This is a genomic window from Hymenobacter jejuensis (assembly GCF_006337165.1).
GTDB classification, from domain to species: Bacteria; Bacteroidota; Bacteroidia; order Cytophagales; family Hymenobacteraceae; genus Hymenobacter; species Hymenobacter jejuensis.
Genome location: NZ_CP040896.1, coordinates 2,358,512 through 2,375,567 on the forward strand (window position 1 = coordinate 2,358,512; position 17,056 = coordinate 2,375,567).

Below are 17,056 nucleotides of genomic sequence, written 5' to 3' on the forward strand. Positions count from 1 at the left end.
GGCGAAGTTGCGGGAAGTATTAATCTGGTTTGGATGGGAGTTCGTATTTTGCAGTAAAATTCAACCCCATGAAAAAAATCCTGTTTTTAGCCTCGCTGCTGGCTCTGTTCTGCACCGTTGCGTGCGACAAAATCGACAAGCTGCTAACCTTTTACCTCGAAGACAGCCAAAGCATTAAAGTCGGGGCCAACTTCCCGGTCGGGCAGATGCCGGCTTTCCTCATCGACGTGCCCACGCGCTCCGACGAAACCTTCAGCAACAACCACACCCGCGCCGACTTGGTGAAGAACGTGACGCTGAATAAGTTAACGATCGACATCGCGGACCCGAAAGAAGAGAACTTCGATTTTCTCAAGTCCATTGAGATCTACATCAGCACCAACTCCAATGATCAGGTACTGTTGGCGGCCCTCGACAACGTGCCAACCGGCGTCAGCAGCATCGAGCTGAAACCCAGTGGCCAACAGCTGGACAGCTATATCAAAGCGGAAAAATACACGCTCACCACGAAAGCCGTCATCCGCAAAGTCATCTCCCGCGACATCACCATGACGGCCAAGTCCCGTTTCAAAGTAACCGCCGACCCTTTGTAGTAACTAATTGGCTGTTAAAGAATTACAAAAAGCCCGCGTTCGAGATCGAACGCGGGCTTTTTTGTTTGTTGCTAATCTACAAATGATGAAAAAAGGCGGTCATGCAGAGCGGAAGCGAAGCATCTCTCCCGCTTCAATGAATTACTAACCAGTAGAGATGCTTCGCTTCCGCTCTGCATGACGGGAGGACACATTTCAGCTATTGCAACATCTCGTGCAGCACTGTTTGCATCGAAAACACACGGTTGCCGGCTTCCTGCACCACCAGCGAGTTAGGCGAATCGAGCACGGCATCTGCTACTTCCACGTTGCGACGCACCGGCAGGCAATGGATGAATTTGCCGTTGTTGGTCAGGGCCATGTGCTGCGTATCCACCATCCAGCTAGGGTCTTGCGTGATTACCTGGCCGTAGTCGCGGTAGCTGCTCCAGTTTTTGGCGTACACAAAGTCAGCCCCTTCTAGGGCTTTCTTCTGTTCGTACTCGATGCGGGCGCCTTTGGTAAACCGCTCGGCCAGTTCGTAGCCCTCGGGGTGCGTAATGACAAAATCCACCCAATCGATTTCCGAGAACCAGTCGGCAAAGGAGTTGGGCACGCACTGCGGCAAGGCGCGTACGTGTGGTGCCCACGTCAGCACCACTTTTACGCGCTCGGTTTGCTTGGTCTCGGCCACCGTAATCAGGTCGGCGAAGGACTGCAACGGGTGCAGCGTCGCACTTTCCAGGCTAATAACCGGCACGGTAGCGTACTTCAAGATCTTATTGAATACCACCTCGTTGTAATCCTCATCGCGGTCTTTCAGGCCGGGAAAGGTACGTACGCCCAGCACATCGCAGTACTGGCTCATCACGGCAATGGCCTCCTTGATGTGCTCCTGCGTCGAGCCGTTCATCACGGCGCCGTCGTTCATTTCCAGCGTCCACGAGTCAGCACCGGCATTCAGCACCCAGGCCTGTGCGCCGAGGTTGTAGGCCGCCTTAATGGAACTCAGGCGGGTACGTAGGCTAGGGTTGAAGAAAATCAGCCCGACGGTCTTGTTCTTGCCTAGGTGCTGGTAGCCAAACGGATTGGCTTTGATCTCTAAAGCCTTGTTAAGCAGTACTTTGTAATCAGGTACGTCGGCGAAAGAGGTGAATTTGTTCATGTTTGGATTCTTCTGAGTTTCAGAACGTCATACCTAGTGAAGCGGGAGAGAGGCTTCGACTTCGCTCAGCATGATGTTCTTTCGACCACCAGTTTATTGCGCCTTGTACTCGTTCCAGCTTTTAATCTTCAAGTCCTTCATTTCCAGCGTGCAGAACGCATGAATGAATGCCTTGGCCAGACGCGCGTTCGTGATCAGCGGAATGTTGAAATCGACGGCAGTGCGGCGGATCTTGTAGTCGTTGTCCAGCTCGCCTTTGGTCAGGTTTTTCGGGATGTTGATGACCAAATCGATTTTTTTCTCGCGTAAGTAAGTCAGGGCGTTAGGCTCTTGGTGGTCGTCGGGCCAGAAGAGCAGGGAGCTGGGCACGTTGTTTTCGGCGAAGAAACGGTGCGTGCCCTGCGTAGCGTAGATGGTGTAGCCCTTCAGTACCAGCTGGCGCGCTGCGTCCAGCAACGTCACTTTGGACGTAATCGGCCCACCCGAAATCAATATCGTTTTTTGTGGTATTCTATAACCAACTGATAATAAAGACTTTAGTAAGGCCTCTTCGGACGTGTCACCCAGACAGCCTACTTCGCCGGTCGAGGTCATATCGACGCGCAGCACGGGGTCGGCCCCTTGTAGGCGGGTGAAGGAAAACTGCGAAGCCTTCACGCCCACGAAGGTTGAGTCGTACACCAGTTCGCTTGCATCACGCTCTACGTGCAGGCCAAGCAGCACTTTCGTGGCCTTCTTGATCAGATTATGGCCCGATACTTTCGACACAAACGGGAAGCTACGCGAAGCCCGCAGGTTGCACTCGATCACGCGGATTTCGCGGTTCTTTTCCAGAAACTGAATGTTGAACGGCCCGCTGATCTCGAAGCGTTTGGCAATCTTCTCGGCAATCACTTTAAGCTTGCGCACGGTGCCCACGTACACCCGCTGGGGCGGATAGTACATGGTAGCGTCGCCGGAGTGCACGCCAGCAAATTCTACGTGCTCCGAAATGGCGTACGACACGATTTCGCCCTTGTCGGCTACCGCATCCAGCTCAATTTCCTTGGCTTCCTGAATAAACTCCGACACTACCACTGGGTATTCGGCGCTCACTTCCGAAGCCAGTTTCAGGTACTCCTCCAGTTCCTCGTGGTTGGAGACCACATTCATTGCGGCGCCGGAGAGTACATAAGAAGGCCGAATCAAGACCGGGAACCCAACTTCCTGCACAAATTCCAGGATGGCATTCATGGTCGTGAGCTCGTTCCAGCGCGGTTGCGCAATGCCCAGCTCGTCCATGATGCTGGAGAACTTGTGGCGGTTTTCGGCCTCGTCGATGCGGGCCGCGGCAGTACCCAAAATGGGCGCCTGGGCCTCGGCCAAACGGGTAGCAAGGTTGTTCGGAATCTGGCCGCCAGTGGACAAGATCACACCATCGGGCTGCTCAAAATCCAGAATGTCCATCACCCGCTCGTACGACAGCTCCTCGAAATACAGCCGGTCGCTGACGTCGTAGTCGGTCGAGACGGTTTCGGGGTTGTAGTTGATAATGATGGACTTATAACCTTCTTCGGCCACGGTTTGCACCGCGTTCACGCCGCACCAGTCAAACTCAACGGAGCTACCGATGCGATACACACCCGAGCCCAGCACCACAATGGATTTGTCGGTTTCGGGGGCTAGGTCGTTTTCGGTGCCGTGGTAAGTGGTGTAGAGGTAGTTGGTTTTGGCCGGAAATTCGGCGGCCAACGTGTCGATCTGCTTCACTACGGGCAGCACACCCAAGGCCTTGCGGCGGGCACGGATGAGTAGCTCATCGGCTTTCACATCGCCTTCGCCCAGCAGCTTTACGGCCAGTTGTTGGTCGGAAAAGCCGGCTTTTTTGGCGTCGCGCAGCAGCTCGGTTTCCAGGGCATCGACGCCGGCACCGCGACGCTCGGCGATCTTGTTGCTCAGCTCATAAATGCTGTAGAGGCGCTGCAAAAACCACCGGTCGATCTTGGTTAGGTCGTGCACCCGCTCGATGTCGTAGCCAGACTCGAAGGCTAGGTTGATGGCGAAGATGCGCTCCTCGTTGGGTTCGCTCAGAAGTTTGTCAAGTGTTTGATTGTCAAAATGTTCTGGGGTGTTGGCCACGAAGCCGCGCTTGCCGGTATCCAGCATGCGCAGACCTTTCTGAATGGCTTCCTCGAATGATTTGCCAATGCTCATCACCTCGCCTACGCTCTTCATGGCGCTGCCAATCTGCCGCTGTACGCCCGAAAATTTGCCCAAGTCCCAGCGCGGAAGCTTGCACACCACGTAATCCAGGGCCGGCTCAAAGAAGGCCGAAGTCGTCTGCGTTACGCTGTTTTTCAGCTCCGACAGCGAATAGCCCAAGCTCAGCTTGGCCGCCACAAACGCCAGCGGGTAGCCCGTAGCCTTAGAAGCCAGCGCCGAGGAACGTGACAAACGCGCATTCACCTCAATGACGCGGTAGTCCTCCGAAACGGGATCGAGGGCATACTGAATGTTGCACTCGCCCACGATGCCCAAGTGGCGAATGGTTTTGATGCCAATGCTGCGCAGCTTGTGGTACTCGCGGTTGCTCAAGGTCTGCGAAGGCGCCACCACGATGCTCTCCCCGGTGTGGATGCCGATGGGGTCGAAGTTCTCCATGTTGCAGACTGTGATGCAGTTATCGTACTGGTCGCGCACCACTTCGTACTCCACTTCCTTCCAGCCCTTCAGCGACTCCTCCACCAAGATTTGGTCGGAAGTTGTAAAGGCTTTCTGGGCCAAGGCTCGCAGCTCGTCCATGTTGTTGGCGAAACCGCTGCCCAAACCACCCAGCGCAAACGCTGCCCGCACGATAATCGGGAACCCAATTCTCTCCGCGGCTTTCAGGGCCTCCTCGATGCTGGTCACGGCCTCGCTGCGGGCCGAGAGCACGCCAATCTGGTCGAGCTTCTCCTTGAAAATATCGCGGTCCTCGGTGTCGATAATGGATTGCACCGGCGTTCCCAGCACCTTAACGTTGTACTTCTCGAACACGCCGCCGCGGAACAAAGCCACGGCGCAGTTCAAAGCCGTTTGGCCGCCAAACGCCACCAGAATGCCATCGGGCTGCTCTTTCTTAATGACTTCCTCCACGAAAAAGGGCGTCACGGGCAGGAAATACACATCGTCGGCAATGTTGTCCGACGTCTGCACGGTGGCAATGTTGGGGTTGATGAGGATGGTGCGGATGCCTTCCTCTTTCAGCGCCTTAAGGGCCTGCGAGCCGGAGTAATCGAACTCACCGGCCTCCCCAATTTTGAGCGCGCCGGAACCAAGGATGAGAACTTTGTTGGGTTTTTCCATTCTAAGGGTTGAGGTAACAGGCCGCTAGTGCGGTCATGTTAAAAGGCAGTCGTACAAAGCTGGCCACAGCCGATTGCTTACGTGGGCAGGGTAGTTTTTTACTTGGAGTAGAGGGTGTCGCTTTTCACTATCTGCCATTCGCCCGACGGCCGCCGGGCCATTCGGAGGTGGATAGTTGCGTCAGCACGTTCGCCATCCAAGAAGAATCGAAAAGTGAGAGAATCTTTCTTCGCGTTAAGTCTCTCTACCTTAAAGTTTTTGGCGGATATCCTTCCCGTTCTACGGGTTATTCTGGGAGACACTCTGGCCGAACCCATGGCTTTCGCAATCAGATCGGCCGGTGCACCTAGCACTGCTTTCATGATCGTTCGTTGGCCCATGTTCTTGATGAAATAGAACCCGGCGAAAGCTAGAGCGCCCAATAACACATATCCCCAATTCGGAAAACCTCTACTTTTTTCTTGCATGAGAGTAGTGCGTGACAGGAGGTGATGGATGTCTTAGCGGTAGAGATGCTTCGGCAAGCTCAGCATGACGGGCGAGGGCATTTACCATTCAGTGACTTTATAGGAGGTAACGACAGAATCTGTCCCTAATGTCAGGTCGAGCGTTTTGCCATGTTCCGGGTCAATATCTGATCCAAAGCCCTCAAAGATTAGGTACCGAATTGTGCCGTCGGGCTCACCGTAGTTTGATGGCTCACCAAGCGAATCAAGAAGTTGCGTGTAAGTAAGCCCCTTTAGTTGATGATGCTTGGCCAAGTCACCAAGCATTTGCTCACGATATGGGAAACTTCCTAAGTCACCTACAACAGCCCATTGATGCCTGTCAAATTTCGTTTCCTGCTTACTACAACCATTGACTACGCTCCAAAGAAAAAGGAGCAACATGAATGATAGTAAGCGAAACTTCCGACTCATAGCTACTTGGCGGCTTTGTACTCGGCCACCACCTTCAAAAAATCATCAAACAGAAACTCCGTATCCTGCGGGCCGCCGGCAGCTTCGGGGTGGAACTGGGTGGAGAAGAAAGGCTTGGTCTTGTGCTTGATGCCTTCGCAGGTGCCGTCGTTCAGGTTCTCGAACAACATGGTCCACTCGGCGGGCAGCGTGTCGGTGTCTACCGCGAAGCCGTGGTTTTGGCTGGTGATGTAGCTGCGCTGGGTACCCGTGAGCTTTACCGGCTGGTTGTGGCTGCGGTGGCCGTACTTCAGCTTGAACGTGTCGCCGCCCGCGGCCAGGCCCATAAGCTGGCTGCCCAGACAAATGCCGAAAATAGGCTTGTCTTGCTGCAACGCCGTTTGGAGGTGACCGATAGTTGCGGTGCACATCTTTGGGTCGCCGGGGCCGTTGCTCAGGAACAGGCCGTCGTAGTCGAGTGTGGTGAAGTCATAGTCCCAAGGCACCCGGATGAGCTCAACATCGCGCTCCAAGAAGCAGCGGATAATGTTGGTTTTGGTGCCGCAGTCGACGAGCACGATTCTGTGCTGACCCGTGCCGTAGTGCTGCACGCCGGGCTGGCTAACCTGGGCTACTAGGTTGTCCAGGTTGGGGTCGTGGAGGGGCACATCTTCTTCGGCCACGATTTTGCCCAGCATGGCGCCTTTTTCCCGCAGCTTTTTAGTTAGCATGCGCGTATCCACGTCGAAGATGCCGGGGATGTTGTACTCCGAAAGCCAGTCGCCGAGGCTTTTGGTCGCATTCCAGTGGCTATGCTCCTCCGAATAGTAGTTGACCACCAAGCCGGCAATGTGAATCTTGTCCGACTCGAAAATCTGGGAAATCGACTCGTATAGCTCCTCGCCGGGCACACCGTAGTTGCCCACCATCGGGTAGGTGAGCACCAGAATCTGGCCGGCGAAAGAGGGGTCGGTGAGGTTCTCGGGGTAGCCGGTCATGGCCGTGCTGAACACTACTTCGCCCGCAGCAGAAGTAAACGCCCCGAAGGACTTGCCCACGATTTCGGTGCCGTCTTCCAGCACCAGTTTTACTTGCTTCAATTCACTCATTTCTCGACGAGGCTATCCTTCGTGATGGTATAAAGCGCCTGTAAAAACTGATCGACTTCTTCCTGCTTGATGCTCAGGGGCGGCAGCAAGCGCAGCACGGTTGGGTCGGAGGCGTTGCCCACAAAAATATGATGTTCCATGAGCAACTGGTCGCGAATGTCTTTGATGGGGAAATCGTATTTCACCCCAATCATCAGGCCGCGACCCCGTATTTCCTGCGCGCCAGCGTTGGCCAGCAAAGCAGTCCGGAGGTAATCGCCCATTTGGTGGGCATGTTCTATAAGTGCTTCCTGCTCAATTACTTCCAAAACGGCCAATGCCGCAGCGCAAGCCAAGTGGTTGCCGCCGAAGGTGGTGCCCAGCAACCCATAAGAAGCCTGAAACTCCGGCGAAATCAGGATGCCGCCAATGGGGAAGCCGTTGCCCATGCCCTTGGCCACCGAAATAACACCCGGCCGAATGCCCGCGTGCTGGTGGGCGAAAAACTTGCCGCTGCGTCCATAGCCGCTCTGCACTTCGTCGGCTATCAGCACCACGCCGTGCGCGCGGCACAATTCGTCCAACCCTTGCAGGAATTCGTCGGAGGGCATAATGATGCCGCCCACGCCCTGAATCGGTTCGATAATGACCGCGCAAGTCGGTTTTTCCTGCAACACGCGCTCCACTTCCGCCAAATCGTAAGGCAGAAAGGAGATGGAGTGATTAGCGTTAAACGGCGCTACGATCTTCGCATTGTCGGTAGCGGCAACTGCGCCGGACGTGCGGCCGTGAAATGCACCTTTAAACGCAATGACGTGGTTTTTGCCGGTGTGAAACGACGCCAGCTTTAGCGCGTTTTCGTTGGCCTCGGCACCCGAGTTGCACAGAAACAGCGTGTAGTCGGGATAGCCCGACACGTCGCCCAGTTTCTGCGCCAACTCGCGCTGAATCGGGATGTGCACCGAGTTAGAATAGAAACCAATTTTCTGCACCTGCTCCGTGATGCGCTGCACGTAACGCGGGTGGCTGTGGCCAATGGAAATCACGGCGTGGCCGCCGTAAAAGTCCAGATACTGCTGGCCGTTTTCGTCCCACAGCTGCGCGCCCAAGGCCCGAACCGGCGTGATGTCGTTGAGCGGATAAACGTTGAAAAGCTCCATTACCAAAGCACAGATTTAAGGTTCAGCCCTTCCTGCTCGGGCCGCCCGAACAGCAGGTTCATGTTTTGGATCGCTTGTCCCGAAGCGCCTTTTACCAGGTTATCAATGGCCGATGTTATAAGCAGTTGATTATCAAGCTTTTGCACATGCAGGAGGCATTTGTTGGTATTCACCACCTGCTTCAAGTGGATCTCCTTGTCCGATACCGTGGTGAACGGCGCGGCGGCATAGAACTCCCGAAAGAGTTGCCGGGCTTCGTCCTGCGTCAGATCCGACTTGGTGTAGACGCTGGCGAAGATACCGCGGGCAAAATTTCCGCGGTACGGGATGAAGTTAATGTCGCTGCTGAACCCTGCTTGCAACTGCTTTAAGCTCTCTCCGATTTCGCCTAAGTGCTGGTGTTTGAAGGGCTTGTAGATGGAAAGGTTGCCGGTGCGCCACGTAAAACCGGTCGTTTCCGTCAGCTCGCGGCCCGCGCCGGTCGAGCCGGTAACAGCCGACACGTGCACGTCGTTGGTGAGCCTTCCCGCAGCGGCTAGCGGCAAGAGCGCCAACTGAATGGCGGTGGCAAAACAGCCGGGATTCGCTACGTTTTGCGCCTGCTGGATTGCGGCTTTGTTCAGTTCGGGCAGGCCGTACACGAAGGCGCGGCCGTCGAGCTGCTTGTCGGCGGTGAGGCGAAAATCATTGCTTAAGTCAATGATTTTGACCGAAGTAGGCAAATCGGTTTTCTCCAGAAATGCCTTCGAGTTGCCGTGGCCCAAACACAGGAATACTACGTCTTCCGTGCCGCTCAACGCCGTGCTGAACGCCAGATCGGTGTCGCCCACCAAATCATCGTGCACCTGATACACCGGGTTGCCGGCGTTTGAGGAACTGACAACGGACGTGAGTTCGGCGCTCGGATGGTGCAGCAAAATGCGAATCAGCTCGCCGGCCGTGTAGCCCGCGCCGCCGACGATGCCGACTTTAATTTTGTCCATCGAAGCTGCTGTGAATCCGAAGCTGGTTGCTGAAGATCTTGATGAAGCCCTTGGCATCGCGCGAATCCCAAGCGTTGTTCTCCTCACCGTACGTTGCGACTTTCGACTGCATCATATCGTATTGAGATTCAATGCCTTGTAACTCAAACTGGTAGGGCTTCAGGGTCACGTACACGGTGCCCGACACGCGCTCCTGCGACGACTTCAGGAAGGCTTCCATGTCGCGCATCACCGGGTCGAGGTACTGGGCTTCGTGCAGCAAGGTGCCGTACCAGTTGGCGATGTAGTCTTTGTGCAGCAGCTGCCAGCGCGAAGACGTGTGCTTCTCGAGCAAGTGATGGCCTTTGATCAGAATCAGCGGCGCGGGCGCTTCGAAACCCACGCGGCCTTTAATGCCCAAAATCGTGTCGCCGACGTGTGTATCGCGGCCGATGGCGTATTTGCCGGCAATCTCGTTGAGCGTCTGAATCAGGTGCACAGGCGCCATTTTCTCGCCGTTTAAAGCCACTGGCTCACCCTTTTCGAAGGTGATAGAAATGTCGCGTGGCTCGGTTTCCTGAAGTTGCGTAGGCCAAGCCGTTTCCGGCAGGCCTTGGCGCGAAGTCAGTGTTTCGACGCCACCTACGCTGGTGCCCCAAATGCCCTTGTTAATCGAGTATTTGGCTTTTTCCCAGCTCATTTCCACGCCGTTCTGTTGGAGGTATTCAATCTCGGCCTGGCGCGAAAGGCTTAGGTCGCGAATGGGCGTAATGATCTCTGTATTAGGGGAAATCACCGAGAAAGCCACATCAAATCGCACTTGGTCGTTGCCAGCGCCGGTACTGCCGTGGGCAATGTAGTCGGCTTGGTTTTCGCGCGCATATTCGGCCAGAGCCAGCGACTGAAACATGCGCTCCGCGCTGACGCTCAGCGGGTAAGTGTCGTTTTTCAGAATGTTGCCGGCCAGCAGGTAGCGTAAGCACTCCTGGTAGAATCGCTCCGTCACGTCGATGACTTCGTGGCGCGTGGAGCCCAGCTCGTAGGCGCGCTTTTCGATGGAAGCAAGCTCTTCTGGCGAAAAGCCGCCCGAATTGACGATGACCGTATGGACTTCCAGGCCCAGTTCTTTCGTCAGATACACGACGCAGTAGGACGTATCCAAGCCGCCGCTATAGGCGAGAACTACCTTTTTCATTAGTGCTTTTGGGGTTCTTCGATGAAGTTGATGGTTTCTTGGGGATGCTGCTGGCTGTACTGATCGTTGAGCGTGTCGTACACCATGCCGGTGCACAGGCACATCTTGCGCTGATTTTCCATCAGGATGCCATAGTTTTTGCAGCTGCTACAGCCTTTCCAGAAGTCGTCGCTGCTGGTTAACTCCGTGAAGGTCACGGGTTTGTAGCCGAGCTCCGTGTTGATCTTCATGACCGCCAAACTGGTGGTAATGCCAAAGATCTTGGCCTCGGGGTATTTGGTGCGCGACAGCTTAAACACCTCGTGCTTGATGGCGCGGCCCAGGCCTTCCTTGCGCAGCTCGGTGTTGACGATCAGGCCGGAGTTGACGACAAACTTGTTGTCTTCAAAGGTTTCGATGTAGCAGAAACCGGCCAACTGATCGTCGACGAAAGCGATGATGGAATCGCCCCGTTCCATCTTCTTTTTCAGATAGTTGGGGTCGCGCTTGGCAATGCCGACGCCACGGGTTTTGGCGGATTCGGCGTACCATTGACAAAGGGTTTCCACATACTGCACATCGGCAGCATTGGCGACTCGTAAAATCATGGTCAAAGCTCGGTTGGTTGCCCTGTATACGGCAACAGACTCGGGAAGACGAATGGAAGCAAGAGAATCGTAGTCTGCGAATGAGGCTACGCAAGTACCGGGGTGGGAGCCGGAAGCCGGAAGAAAACCAGGAAGAAAGGCTTTTGCCGGGCGGGTTGCCAAACGTGGGTAGTTCGGCAATAGGTACACTAGGGCTTACACTCGTGTCAGTCAGTTATTCGTAAAATTTCTCTTCAGGCGGGGCTTTTCAGGAAGTCCCTTTGCCGGTTTTCAGCGCGCTAAAAACGCAGGCAGATATTGCAGCCAGCTTTTAAGCTGGCATTGTTCGCAGGGCCGACGCGGGCCGCTGTACAAGTGCAATGGAAGAGAAAAGAATCATGACTACTACCGCCAAGCGGAATGAGGTTTCTGCGGTTTAAATCATTTAGACCGCTAAATCGTTGCAAAACTAGATGTTTTTTTTTGGAAACTTTGACGGCCCGTCCGTAAAAATCCGCCGGGCCCGACTGGCTTCCGGCTGCTGAGCGCCAGGCCAACCACAGATTCCGGCCTTTTCTGAACTAGAGCGCCGCATTTTTACTTCGTACCCGAATGAGCGACGTACTGAAAATTTTTAAGATTGGGGGCGGCATCATCGACGATGCAAGCCAGCTGGGCTTGTTCCTGACCGAGCTAGCCCGCGTGGCGGGCCCAAAAATCTTGGTGCACGGCGGTGGCAAAGGCGCCAGTCAGATGTTGCAGGACTTGGGTATTGAGCCCAACATGGTGCAGGGCCGCCGCATCACCGACGCCGCCACCCTGGACATCGTGACCATGTTTTACGCCGGCAAAACCAACAAGCAGATCGTGGCTTTGCTCCAGCAGCGCGGCGTAAACGCGCTGGGCCTGAGCGGCGCCGACGGCAACGTCATCCGGGCCACCAAGCGTCCGGTGAAAGACATTGACTACGGCTTTGTAGGAGACCTTAATGCGGAAAGTGTTAATAGTGAATTAGTTGTGCAATTGCTGCGCGCGAACGTAACGCCTGTGTTTTGCGCCATCACGCACGACGGCCAGGGCCAGTTGCTCAATACCAACGCCGATACCATCGCCAGTGTCTTAGCTTGCGCCTTGACCAGCGCCTACCGCGTAGAACTGCACTTTTGCTTCGAAAAAGACGGAGTTCTTTCAGATATCTCTGACGATCAATCGGTTATAAAAAACATCGTGCCAAAGCAATATCAGCAGCTGAAAGCTGCCGGAGTCATTGCCGCCGGCATGGTGCCCAAGCTCGACAACGCCTTTGCAGCTCTGGCCGCCGGGGTCGATAAAGTGGTGATTGAGAACGCGTTGAAGATCAACGAGCCCGTTAAAACGGTATTATGCCGGAGCTAATCGAACGCCTCACCGCGGCGGCCATTGACTTGCTGATAGCGCTGATCAAAACGCCTTCGTTTTCGCGGGAAGAAGACCGTACCGCCACCCTGATTTTTGATTTTCTAGCGGCCCACGGCGCCCAGCCGCAGCGCGCGCAAAACAACGTGTGGGCCGTCGGCAGGCATTACGACGCACAAAAGCCCACCATCCTGCTCAACTCGCACCACGACACCGTAAAGGCCGGCAGCACCTGGACGCACGATCCGTTTGGCGCGGTGCTGGAAGGCGATAAGCTCATCGGCTTGGGCAGCAACGACGCAGGCGCTTCGGCGGTGAGCTTGCTGGCAACGTTTCTATATTTCCATGAATCGGAGCTGCCCTATAACCTCATTTGCGCCATCACAGCCGAGGAAGAAATTTCGGGCGCCAACGGCATACGCAGCATTCTGCCGGAGCTAGGCCGCCTCGACCTCGGCATCGTCGGCGAACCGACTCAGATGGACATGGCCATCGCCGAAAAAGGCCTTGTGGTGCTCGACTGCGTGGCGCACGGCAAAACCGGCCATGCCGCCCGCGACGAAGGCGAAAATGCTCTGTATAAAGCAGTTGCCGATATTCAGTGGTTCCAGAACTACCGCTTCCCCGACGTGTCGCCGCTGCTCGGGCCAGTAAAGATGACCGTGACGCAGGTGCAGGCCGGCTCGCAGCACAACGTGGTGCCCGACCGCTGCCATTTTGTGGTGGATGTACGCACCAACGAGCTTTACTCCAACCAAGAGGTGGTACAAGTGGTACAGCAACACGTTGGGGCAGAGGTAACTGCGCGTTCGGTTTACCTCAATTCTTCTCGCATCGAGTTGCAGCATCCTTTTGTGCAGCGAGGGCTGTCGTTGGGGCGCAAAGCGTTCGGTTCCGCTACCCTTTCCGATCAGGCCGTTATGAACTTTAACACGGTAAAAATCGGTCCCGGTGACTCGGCCCGTTCTCACACTCCCGACGAATTCATCTACTTGAGCGAGATTCGGGCTGGCATCAACACTTACATCCAACTACTGGAAGGCTTTCGCTTTGACTAAGATTAGAACTAGAAATCTAGCTCCCCTTCTTTTTTAAGGAGGGGTTGGGGGTGGTAAAAGCCGTTGAACAACTAGTTCTAGCTTTCTAATTCTAGCCGAACCACCCCGGCCTTTGGCCACCCCTCCTTGAAAAAAAGGAGGGGAGCTACCTTTCCAGTTCTAGCAACCATTCGCAACGACGACGACACAACAACATGAAAATCTGGGAGAAAGGCATTGCAGTTGATCAAAAGATCGAACGGTTTACCGTCGGAAAAGATCGGGAACTGGATCTGTATCTGGCTCATTTTGACGTGCTTGCCTCCAAAGCGCAGGCCAACATGCTGGCCAAGGTGGGCCTGCTGACCGAAGCTGAGAATCAGCAATTGCAACAAGGCCTCTCGGAACTAGCGGCCGCCATCGAAGCCGGCGACTTCACCATTGAAGAAGAGTTCGAGGACGTGCACTCCAAGATCGAGTATTACCTCACCAACAAGTTTGGCGATGCCGGCAAGAAAATCCATACGGCTCGCTCGCGCAACGACCAGGTACTCACGGCGATACAGTTATTCCTAAAGGATTACACAGAAAGAGCAGCGGCCAAAACCATGGAACTCGTGCAGGTACTACTGCAAAAAGCTCAGGCCCACCAAGCCGATCTGATGCCGGGCTACACGCATTTTCAGGCGGCCATGCCGAGCAGTTTTGGGCTGTGGTTTTCGGCGTATGCCGAGCATCTGCTGCTCGATTTGGCCTTGTTTGAAGCTGCTCACACCGTTGCCGACCAAAACCCGCTGGGCTCAGGCGCGGGGTTTGGCAGTAGCTTCCCGGTAGATAGGGTGCAGACTACCAACGAGTTAGGTTTTGGCGCGTTGGCTGTTAGTTCGGTAGGAGCCCAAATGCTGCGCGGCAAAACTGAGAAAACGGTGGCTTTCGCACTGGCCGGCATGGCCGCCACGCTCGCCAAGATGGCCTACGATCTGGTGCTGTACAACAGCCAAGATCTGGCTTTTGTGGAACTCCCGGCGGCCTTCACCACGGGGTCGAGCATCATGCCGCACAAAAAGAACCCCGATGTGTTTGAATTGATTCGCGCGCGCTGCAATGCCCTGCAAGCCTTGCCCAATACAATCATCTTGACCATCAGTAACTTGCCCAGCGGCTACCACCGCGATTTTCAGATACTGAAAGAGTTGCTGTTCGAGCCGATGACGCAGTTTATGGACATCTTGGACATTGTGCTGTTTGCGCTGCCCCAACTGAAAATCAAGCCCAATCTATTGGCCCAAGACAAATACGACGGCGTATTTTCGGTCGAAAACATCAACCAACTCATCCAAACGGGCACGCCGTTTCGTGAGGCCTATCAGCAGGTTGGGCGCGCGGTAAACGAAGGTAATTATGTGCCTCACAAGCAGTTCCAGACTACGCACTTGGGGAGCGTGCACAACCTGGGGCTGGAAGAAATAGCAGCGAAAGTGGCACGTATGCAATCTGAAAGCCGGGTGCTGGGCAAGAAAAAGTAGCGCTTTGGCTAGCGGCTGGCCTGGGCGGGTTTGGTAATCGGCACTATCAACCGCACATCCACAGGATCGCCGTGCTGTATACCAGGCTGAAAATCACCAATCTGCTCAAAAACACGCGTGAGCTTTTGTTCGAAGCTGGTGGGCACGGTTACGCTTTCTGAAAAAAATTCCGGGTTTCGGGCCTTGCCATACTTGTCGACCACAAACGACACTGCCAGCGAAGTGCTGCCCGCTAGCGGCAAATCCTGAAAATTCTTGTTCAGAAAAGCCCGTAAGCCAGCCCTTCCACCGTTTTTGTACACGGGCATTCGCTCCACATACGTATACAGAGCCCGACCGTCGATGGCTTGGCTGAGCGGTTTTTTAGGGCGAACGGCCGCCTGGTTTTCATCCGTAAGCGCTGCGATTGACTTCTGTGCCTGTACGGGCATAAGGCACAGCGTCAATCTACCGATGAGTATAAGCAGTAGGTAGAGCGGTTTCATAGGTAATGGGTGTATAGCGCTGATTGTTAGATAATTATAAGATAACAAAAAACGGGCTGTTATCCTGCTCATTTGCAAGACAACAGCCCGTTTTCGAGTGTTTGCGTTTTCTACCGGTTGCGGCCGTATTGCTCGTGGCTGCTCACCCAGTCGGAGGAGGAGATGGCCGAGGCTAGGCTTAATTCGCCGGCCAGCACCACGCCCGCCACGATTTCGGCGAACTTGTTCACGGTGCCGCGCCCAACGCAGCCCAGCATGCGCAGGCATTCGTTTTGGGTGGCAAGGCCCGTGCCGCCGCCATGGGTTGCCACAATCAGCGACGGGATGGTCATGCTCAGATACAGATCACGCTCGGCGGTTACTTCCGAATAAATCACGCCCGCCGACGATTCCGACACGTTGGCCACGTCCTGACCAGTGGCAATGAACATGGCCGTGATGCCGTTGGCTGAGTGCGCACCGTTGTTGTTAGCGCCTGACAGAAAGGCACCTACGTTGCTCACCTGTCCATGATAGGCAAGCTGTTCGGGCGTCACGCGCATGCGTTGCTGCAATACGTCGCGCTTAATCACGGCCTCGGCTACCACGCGCTTGCCGCGGGTGCGCATCACGTTAATCTGAGAGGCTTTTTTATCGGTAGCGAAGTTCGATTCGAGGTAGAAATGCCGAACCGGCGCGCCTTTGTAATTCTCTAATATCCAAGAACATGCGGCAAAAGTAGCCCGGCCTACCATGTTCTGGCCCGCCGCGTCGCCGGTGCTGTAGTTGAAGCGCAGATACGCAAATTTGTTGGCCAGATACGTGTCGATGTATTGCAGCTTGGCAATGCGCGAAGTGCTCTCGGCCTCTGCCCCAATGGCGGCTTTCTCGGCTTCCACCCACTTGGCAAAATCGCGGGCGCCGCGGGCATCGTCAAACACAAACACAGGTGCCCGTTGCATGGCATCGCCGATTACGGTGCATTTGACGCCGCCACACAGGTTAAGTGCTTGAATTCCACGGTTATAGCTTGCTACTAAAGTACCTTCGGTAGTCGCCAGCGGGATCAGGAAGTCGCCCTGCGCGTGCTCGCCATTGACGCGCAACGGGCCGGCCAAGCCAATCGGGATTTGGGCCACGCCGGTAAAATGCTCGCAGTTGCCTTGCAGAGTGTGTGCGTCGAAGGAGTATTGCTTTAAGTGCTTGAATTCCTGGCCGGTAAACTGTTCGGCGAAGCGCTGCCGCGCTTGAATAGCAGCCTCGGAATAATCGTCCTGGTCTTGGCGCGGAATCCGGGGCCGGTCGTCGGGCAAGTTGACGATGGAGTCTTCCACTTCCACGCTCAACTCGCCGAAGGGTTCGGCGGCAAACTGCACCTGCACGGCGTGAATCCCCTCGGGCAGCGCTGGGGTCGTGAGGTGAAACATGATGCTGTGGCCCACCGGAAACTCCAGCCCATCGGGGGCGCTGCCCAGCACTTCCGGCGCCGGCCGCACCTCGCCGTTGCCAAAATCGAGGCCAATGTGCTCAGGCGTAATGCGTTGCTCCCCAATCTGCACAAAGTCGAGGCGCGTAATTCGCACTGTATCAAGTCGGTTCTTGAGGCTGAAAGCAACGCCGGTGGGCGTATTGTGCAGGCTGCCGCGCGTATAGAGCAGCTTCAGCAGCATGGGGCTGGGCGTGAAGATCATAGTGGGAAGGGC

General features: G+C 55.3%; 14 protein-coding genes. 4 read left to right on the forward strand and 10 right to left on the reverse strand.

Translation table 11 applies throughout. The features are described 5' to 3' along the window. Positions 1–68 precede the first annotated feature (68 nt). Positions 69–593 carry a hypothetical protein gene (locus FHG12_RS09615; RefSeq protein ID WP_139515525.1) on the forward strand — a complete coding sequence of 175 codons (525 nt, stop codon included), beginning with the start codon at positions 69–71 and terminating at the stop codon, positions 591–593. 199 nt (positions 594–792) lie between these two features. Here FHG12_RS09615 and FHG12_RS09620 read toward each other — a convergent pair whose 3' ends face one another. The 8 genes from FHG12_RS09620 to FHG12_RS21060 all read right to left on the reverse strand — a co-directional run bounded on the left by FHG12_RS09620 (position 793) and on the right by FHG12_RS21060 (position 10,952). Continuing rightward, positions 793–1,737, reverse strand: a complete 945-nt coding sequence (locus FHG12_RS09620; protein WP_139515526.1) for an N-acetylornithine carbamoyltransferase — start codon at positions 1,735–1,737, stop codon at positions 793–795. Positions 1,738–1,830: 93 nt separating this feature from the next. Continuing rightward, a complete protein-coding gene (carB, locus tag FHG12_RS09625) occupies positions 1,831–5,061 on the reverse strand; it encodes a carbamoyl-phosphate synthase (glutamine-hydrolyzing) large subunit (RefSeq protein WP_139515527.1) in 3,231 nt (1,076 codons plus the stop codon). Between the two features lie 548 nt (positions 5,062–5,609). Next, positions 5,610–5,951, reverse strand: coding sequence for a hypothetical protein (locus FHG12_RS09630; protein ID WP_139515528.1), 342 nt, complete (start codon positions 5,949–5,951; stop codon positions 5,610–5,612). Between the two features lie 32 nt (positions 5,952–5,983). Then, positions 5,984–7,069: a glutamine-hydrolyzing carbamoyl-phosphate synthase small subunit gene (carA, locus tag FHG12_RS09635; RefSeq protein ID WP_139515529.1), complete on the reverse strand. Its 1,086-nt coding sequence runs from the start codon at positions 7,067–7,069 to the stop codon at positions 5,984–5,986. Beyond that, entirely contained in the window at positions 7,066–8,208 is a 1,143-nt protein-coding gene (locus FHG12_RS09640) for an aspartate aminotransferase family protein (RefSeq protein ID WP_139515530.1), read from the reverse strand. The genes carA and FHG12_RS09640 overlap by 4 nt, the downstream gene beginning before the upstream one ends. Next, the gene (gene argC, locus FHG12_RS09645) at positions 8,208–9,191 is read right to left on the reverse strand and encodes an N-acetyl-gamma-glutamyl-phosphate reductase (protein ID WP_139515531.1); all 984 of its coding nucleotides are present in this window, start codon (positions 9,189–9,191) and stop codon (positions 8,208–8,210) included. The genes FHG12_RS09640 and argC overlap by 1 nt, the downstream gene beginning before the upstream one ends. Continuing rightward, positions 9,178–10,365 (reverse strand): argininosuccinate synthase, encoded by a 1,188-nt coding sequence (gene argG / locus FHG12_RS09650; RefSeq protein ID WP_139515532.1) that lies wholly within the window; start codon positions 10,363–10,365, stop codon positions 9,178–9,180. The genes argC and argG overlap by 14 nt, the downstream gene beginning before the upstream one ends. After that, complete coding sequence (locus tag FHG12_RS21060; RefSeq protein WP_139515533.1) at positions 10,365–10,952, reverse strand: GNAT family N-acetyltransferase; 588 nt, start codon at positions 10,950–10,952, stop codon at positions 10,365–10,367. Before FHG12_RS21060 ends, argG begins: the two co-directional genes overlap by 1 nt. Before the next feature lie 591 nt (positions 10,953–11,543). Between FHG12_RS21060 and argB the strand changes: the two genes are divergently transcribed. The 3 genes from argB to argH all read left to right on the forward strand — a co-directional run bounded on the left by argB (position 11,544) and on the right by argH (position 14,889). Next, positions 11,544–12,326, forward strand: a complete 783-nt coding sequence (gene argB / locus FHG12_RS09660; RefSeq protein ID WP_139515534.1) for an acetylglutamate kinase — start codon at positions 11,544–11,546, stop codon at positions 12,324–12,326. Further along, on the forward strand, positions 12,314–13,384 hold the full coding sequence (locus FHG12_RS09665) for a M20 family metallo-hydrolase (RefSeq protein ID WP_139515535.1): 1,071 nt from the start codon (positions 12,314–12,316) through the stop codon (positions 13,382–13,384). The genes argB and FHG12_RS09665 overlap by 13 nt, the downstream gene beginning before the upstream one ends. Before the next feature lie 194 nt (positions 13,385–13,578). Continuing rightward, on the forward strand, positions 13,579–14,889 hold the full coding sequence (argH, locus tag FHG12_RS09670; protein ID WP_139515536.1) for an argininosuccinate lyase: 1,311 nt from the start codon (positions 13,579–13,581) through the stop codon (positions 14,887–14,889). Positions 14,890–14,897: 8 nt separating this feature from the next. On the opposite strand, the gene FHG12_RS09675 is transcribed toward argH, so the two are convergent. Next, on the reverse strand, positions 14,898–15,320 hold the full coding sequence (locus tag FHG12_RS09675; protein ID WP_230471350.1) for a hypothetical protein: 423 nt from the start codon (positions 15,318–15,320) through the stop codon (positions 14,898–14,900). Between the two features lie 164 nt (positions 15,321–15,484). Next, positions 15,485–17,044 carry a hydroxymethylglutaryl-CoA reductase gene (locus FHG12_RS09680; protein ID WP_174805794.1) on the reverse strand — a complete coding sequence of 520 codons (1,560 nt, stop codon included), beginning with the start codon at positions 17,042–17,044 and terminating at the stop codon, positions 15,485–15,487. Positions 17,045–17,056 lie beyond the last annotated feature (12 nt).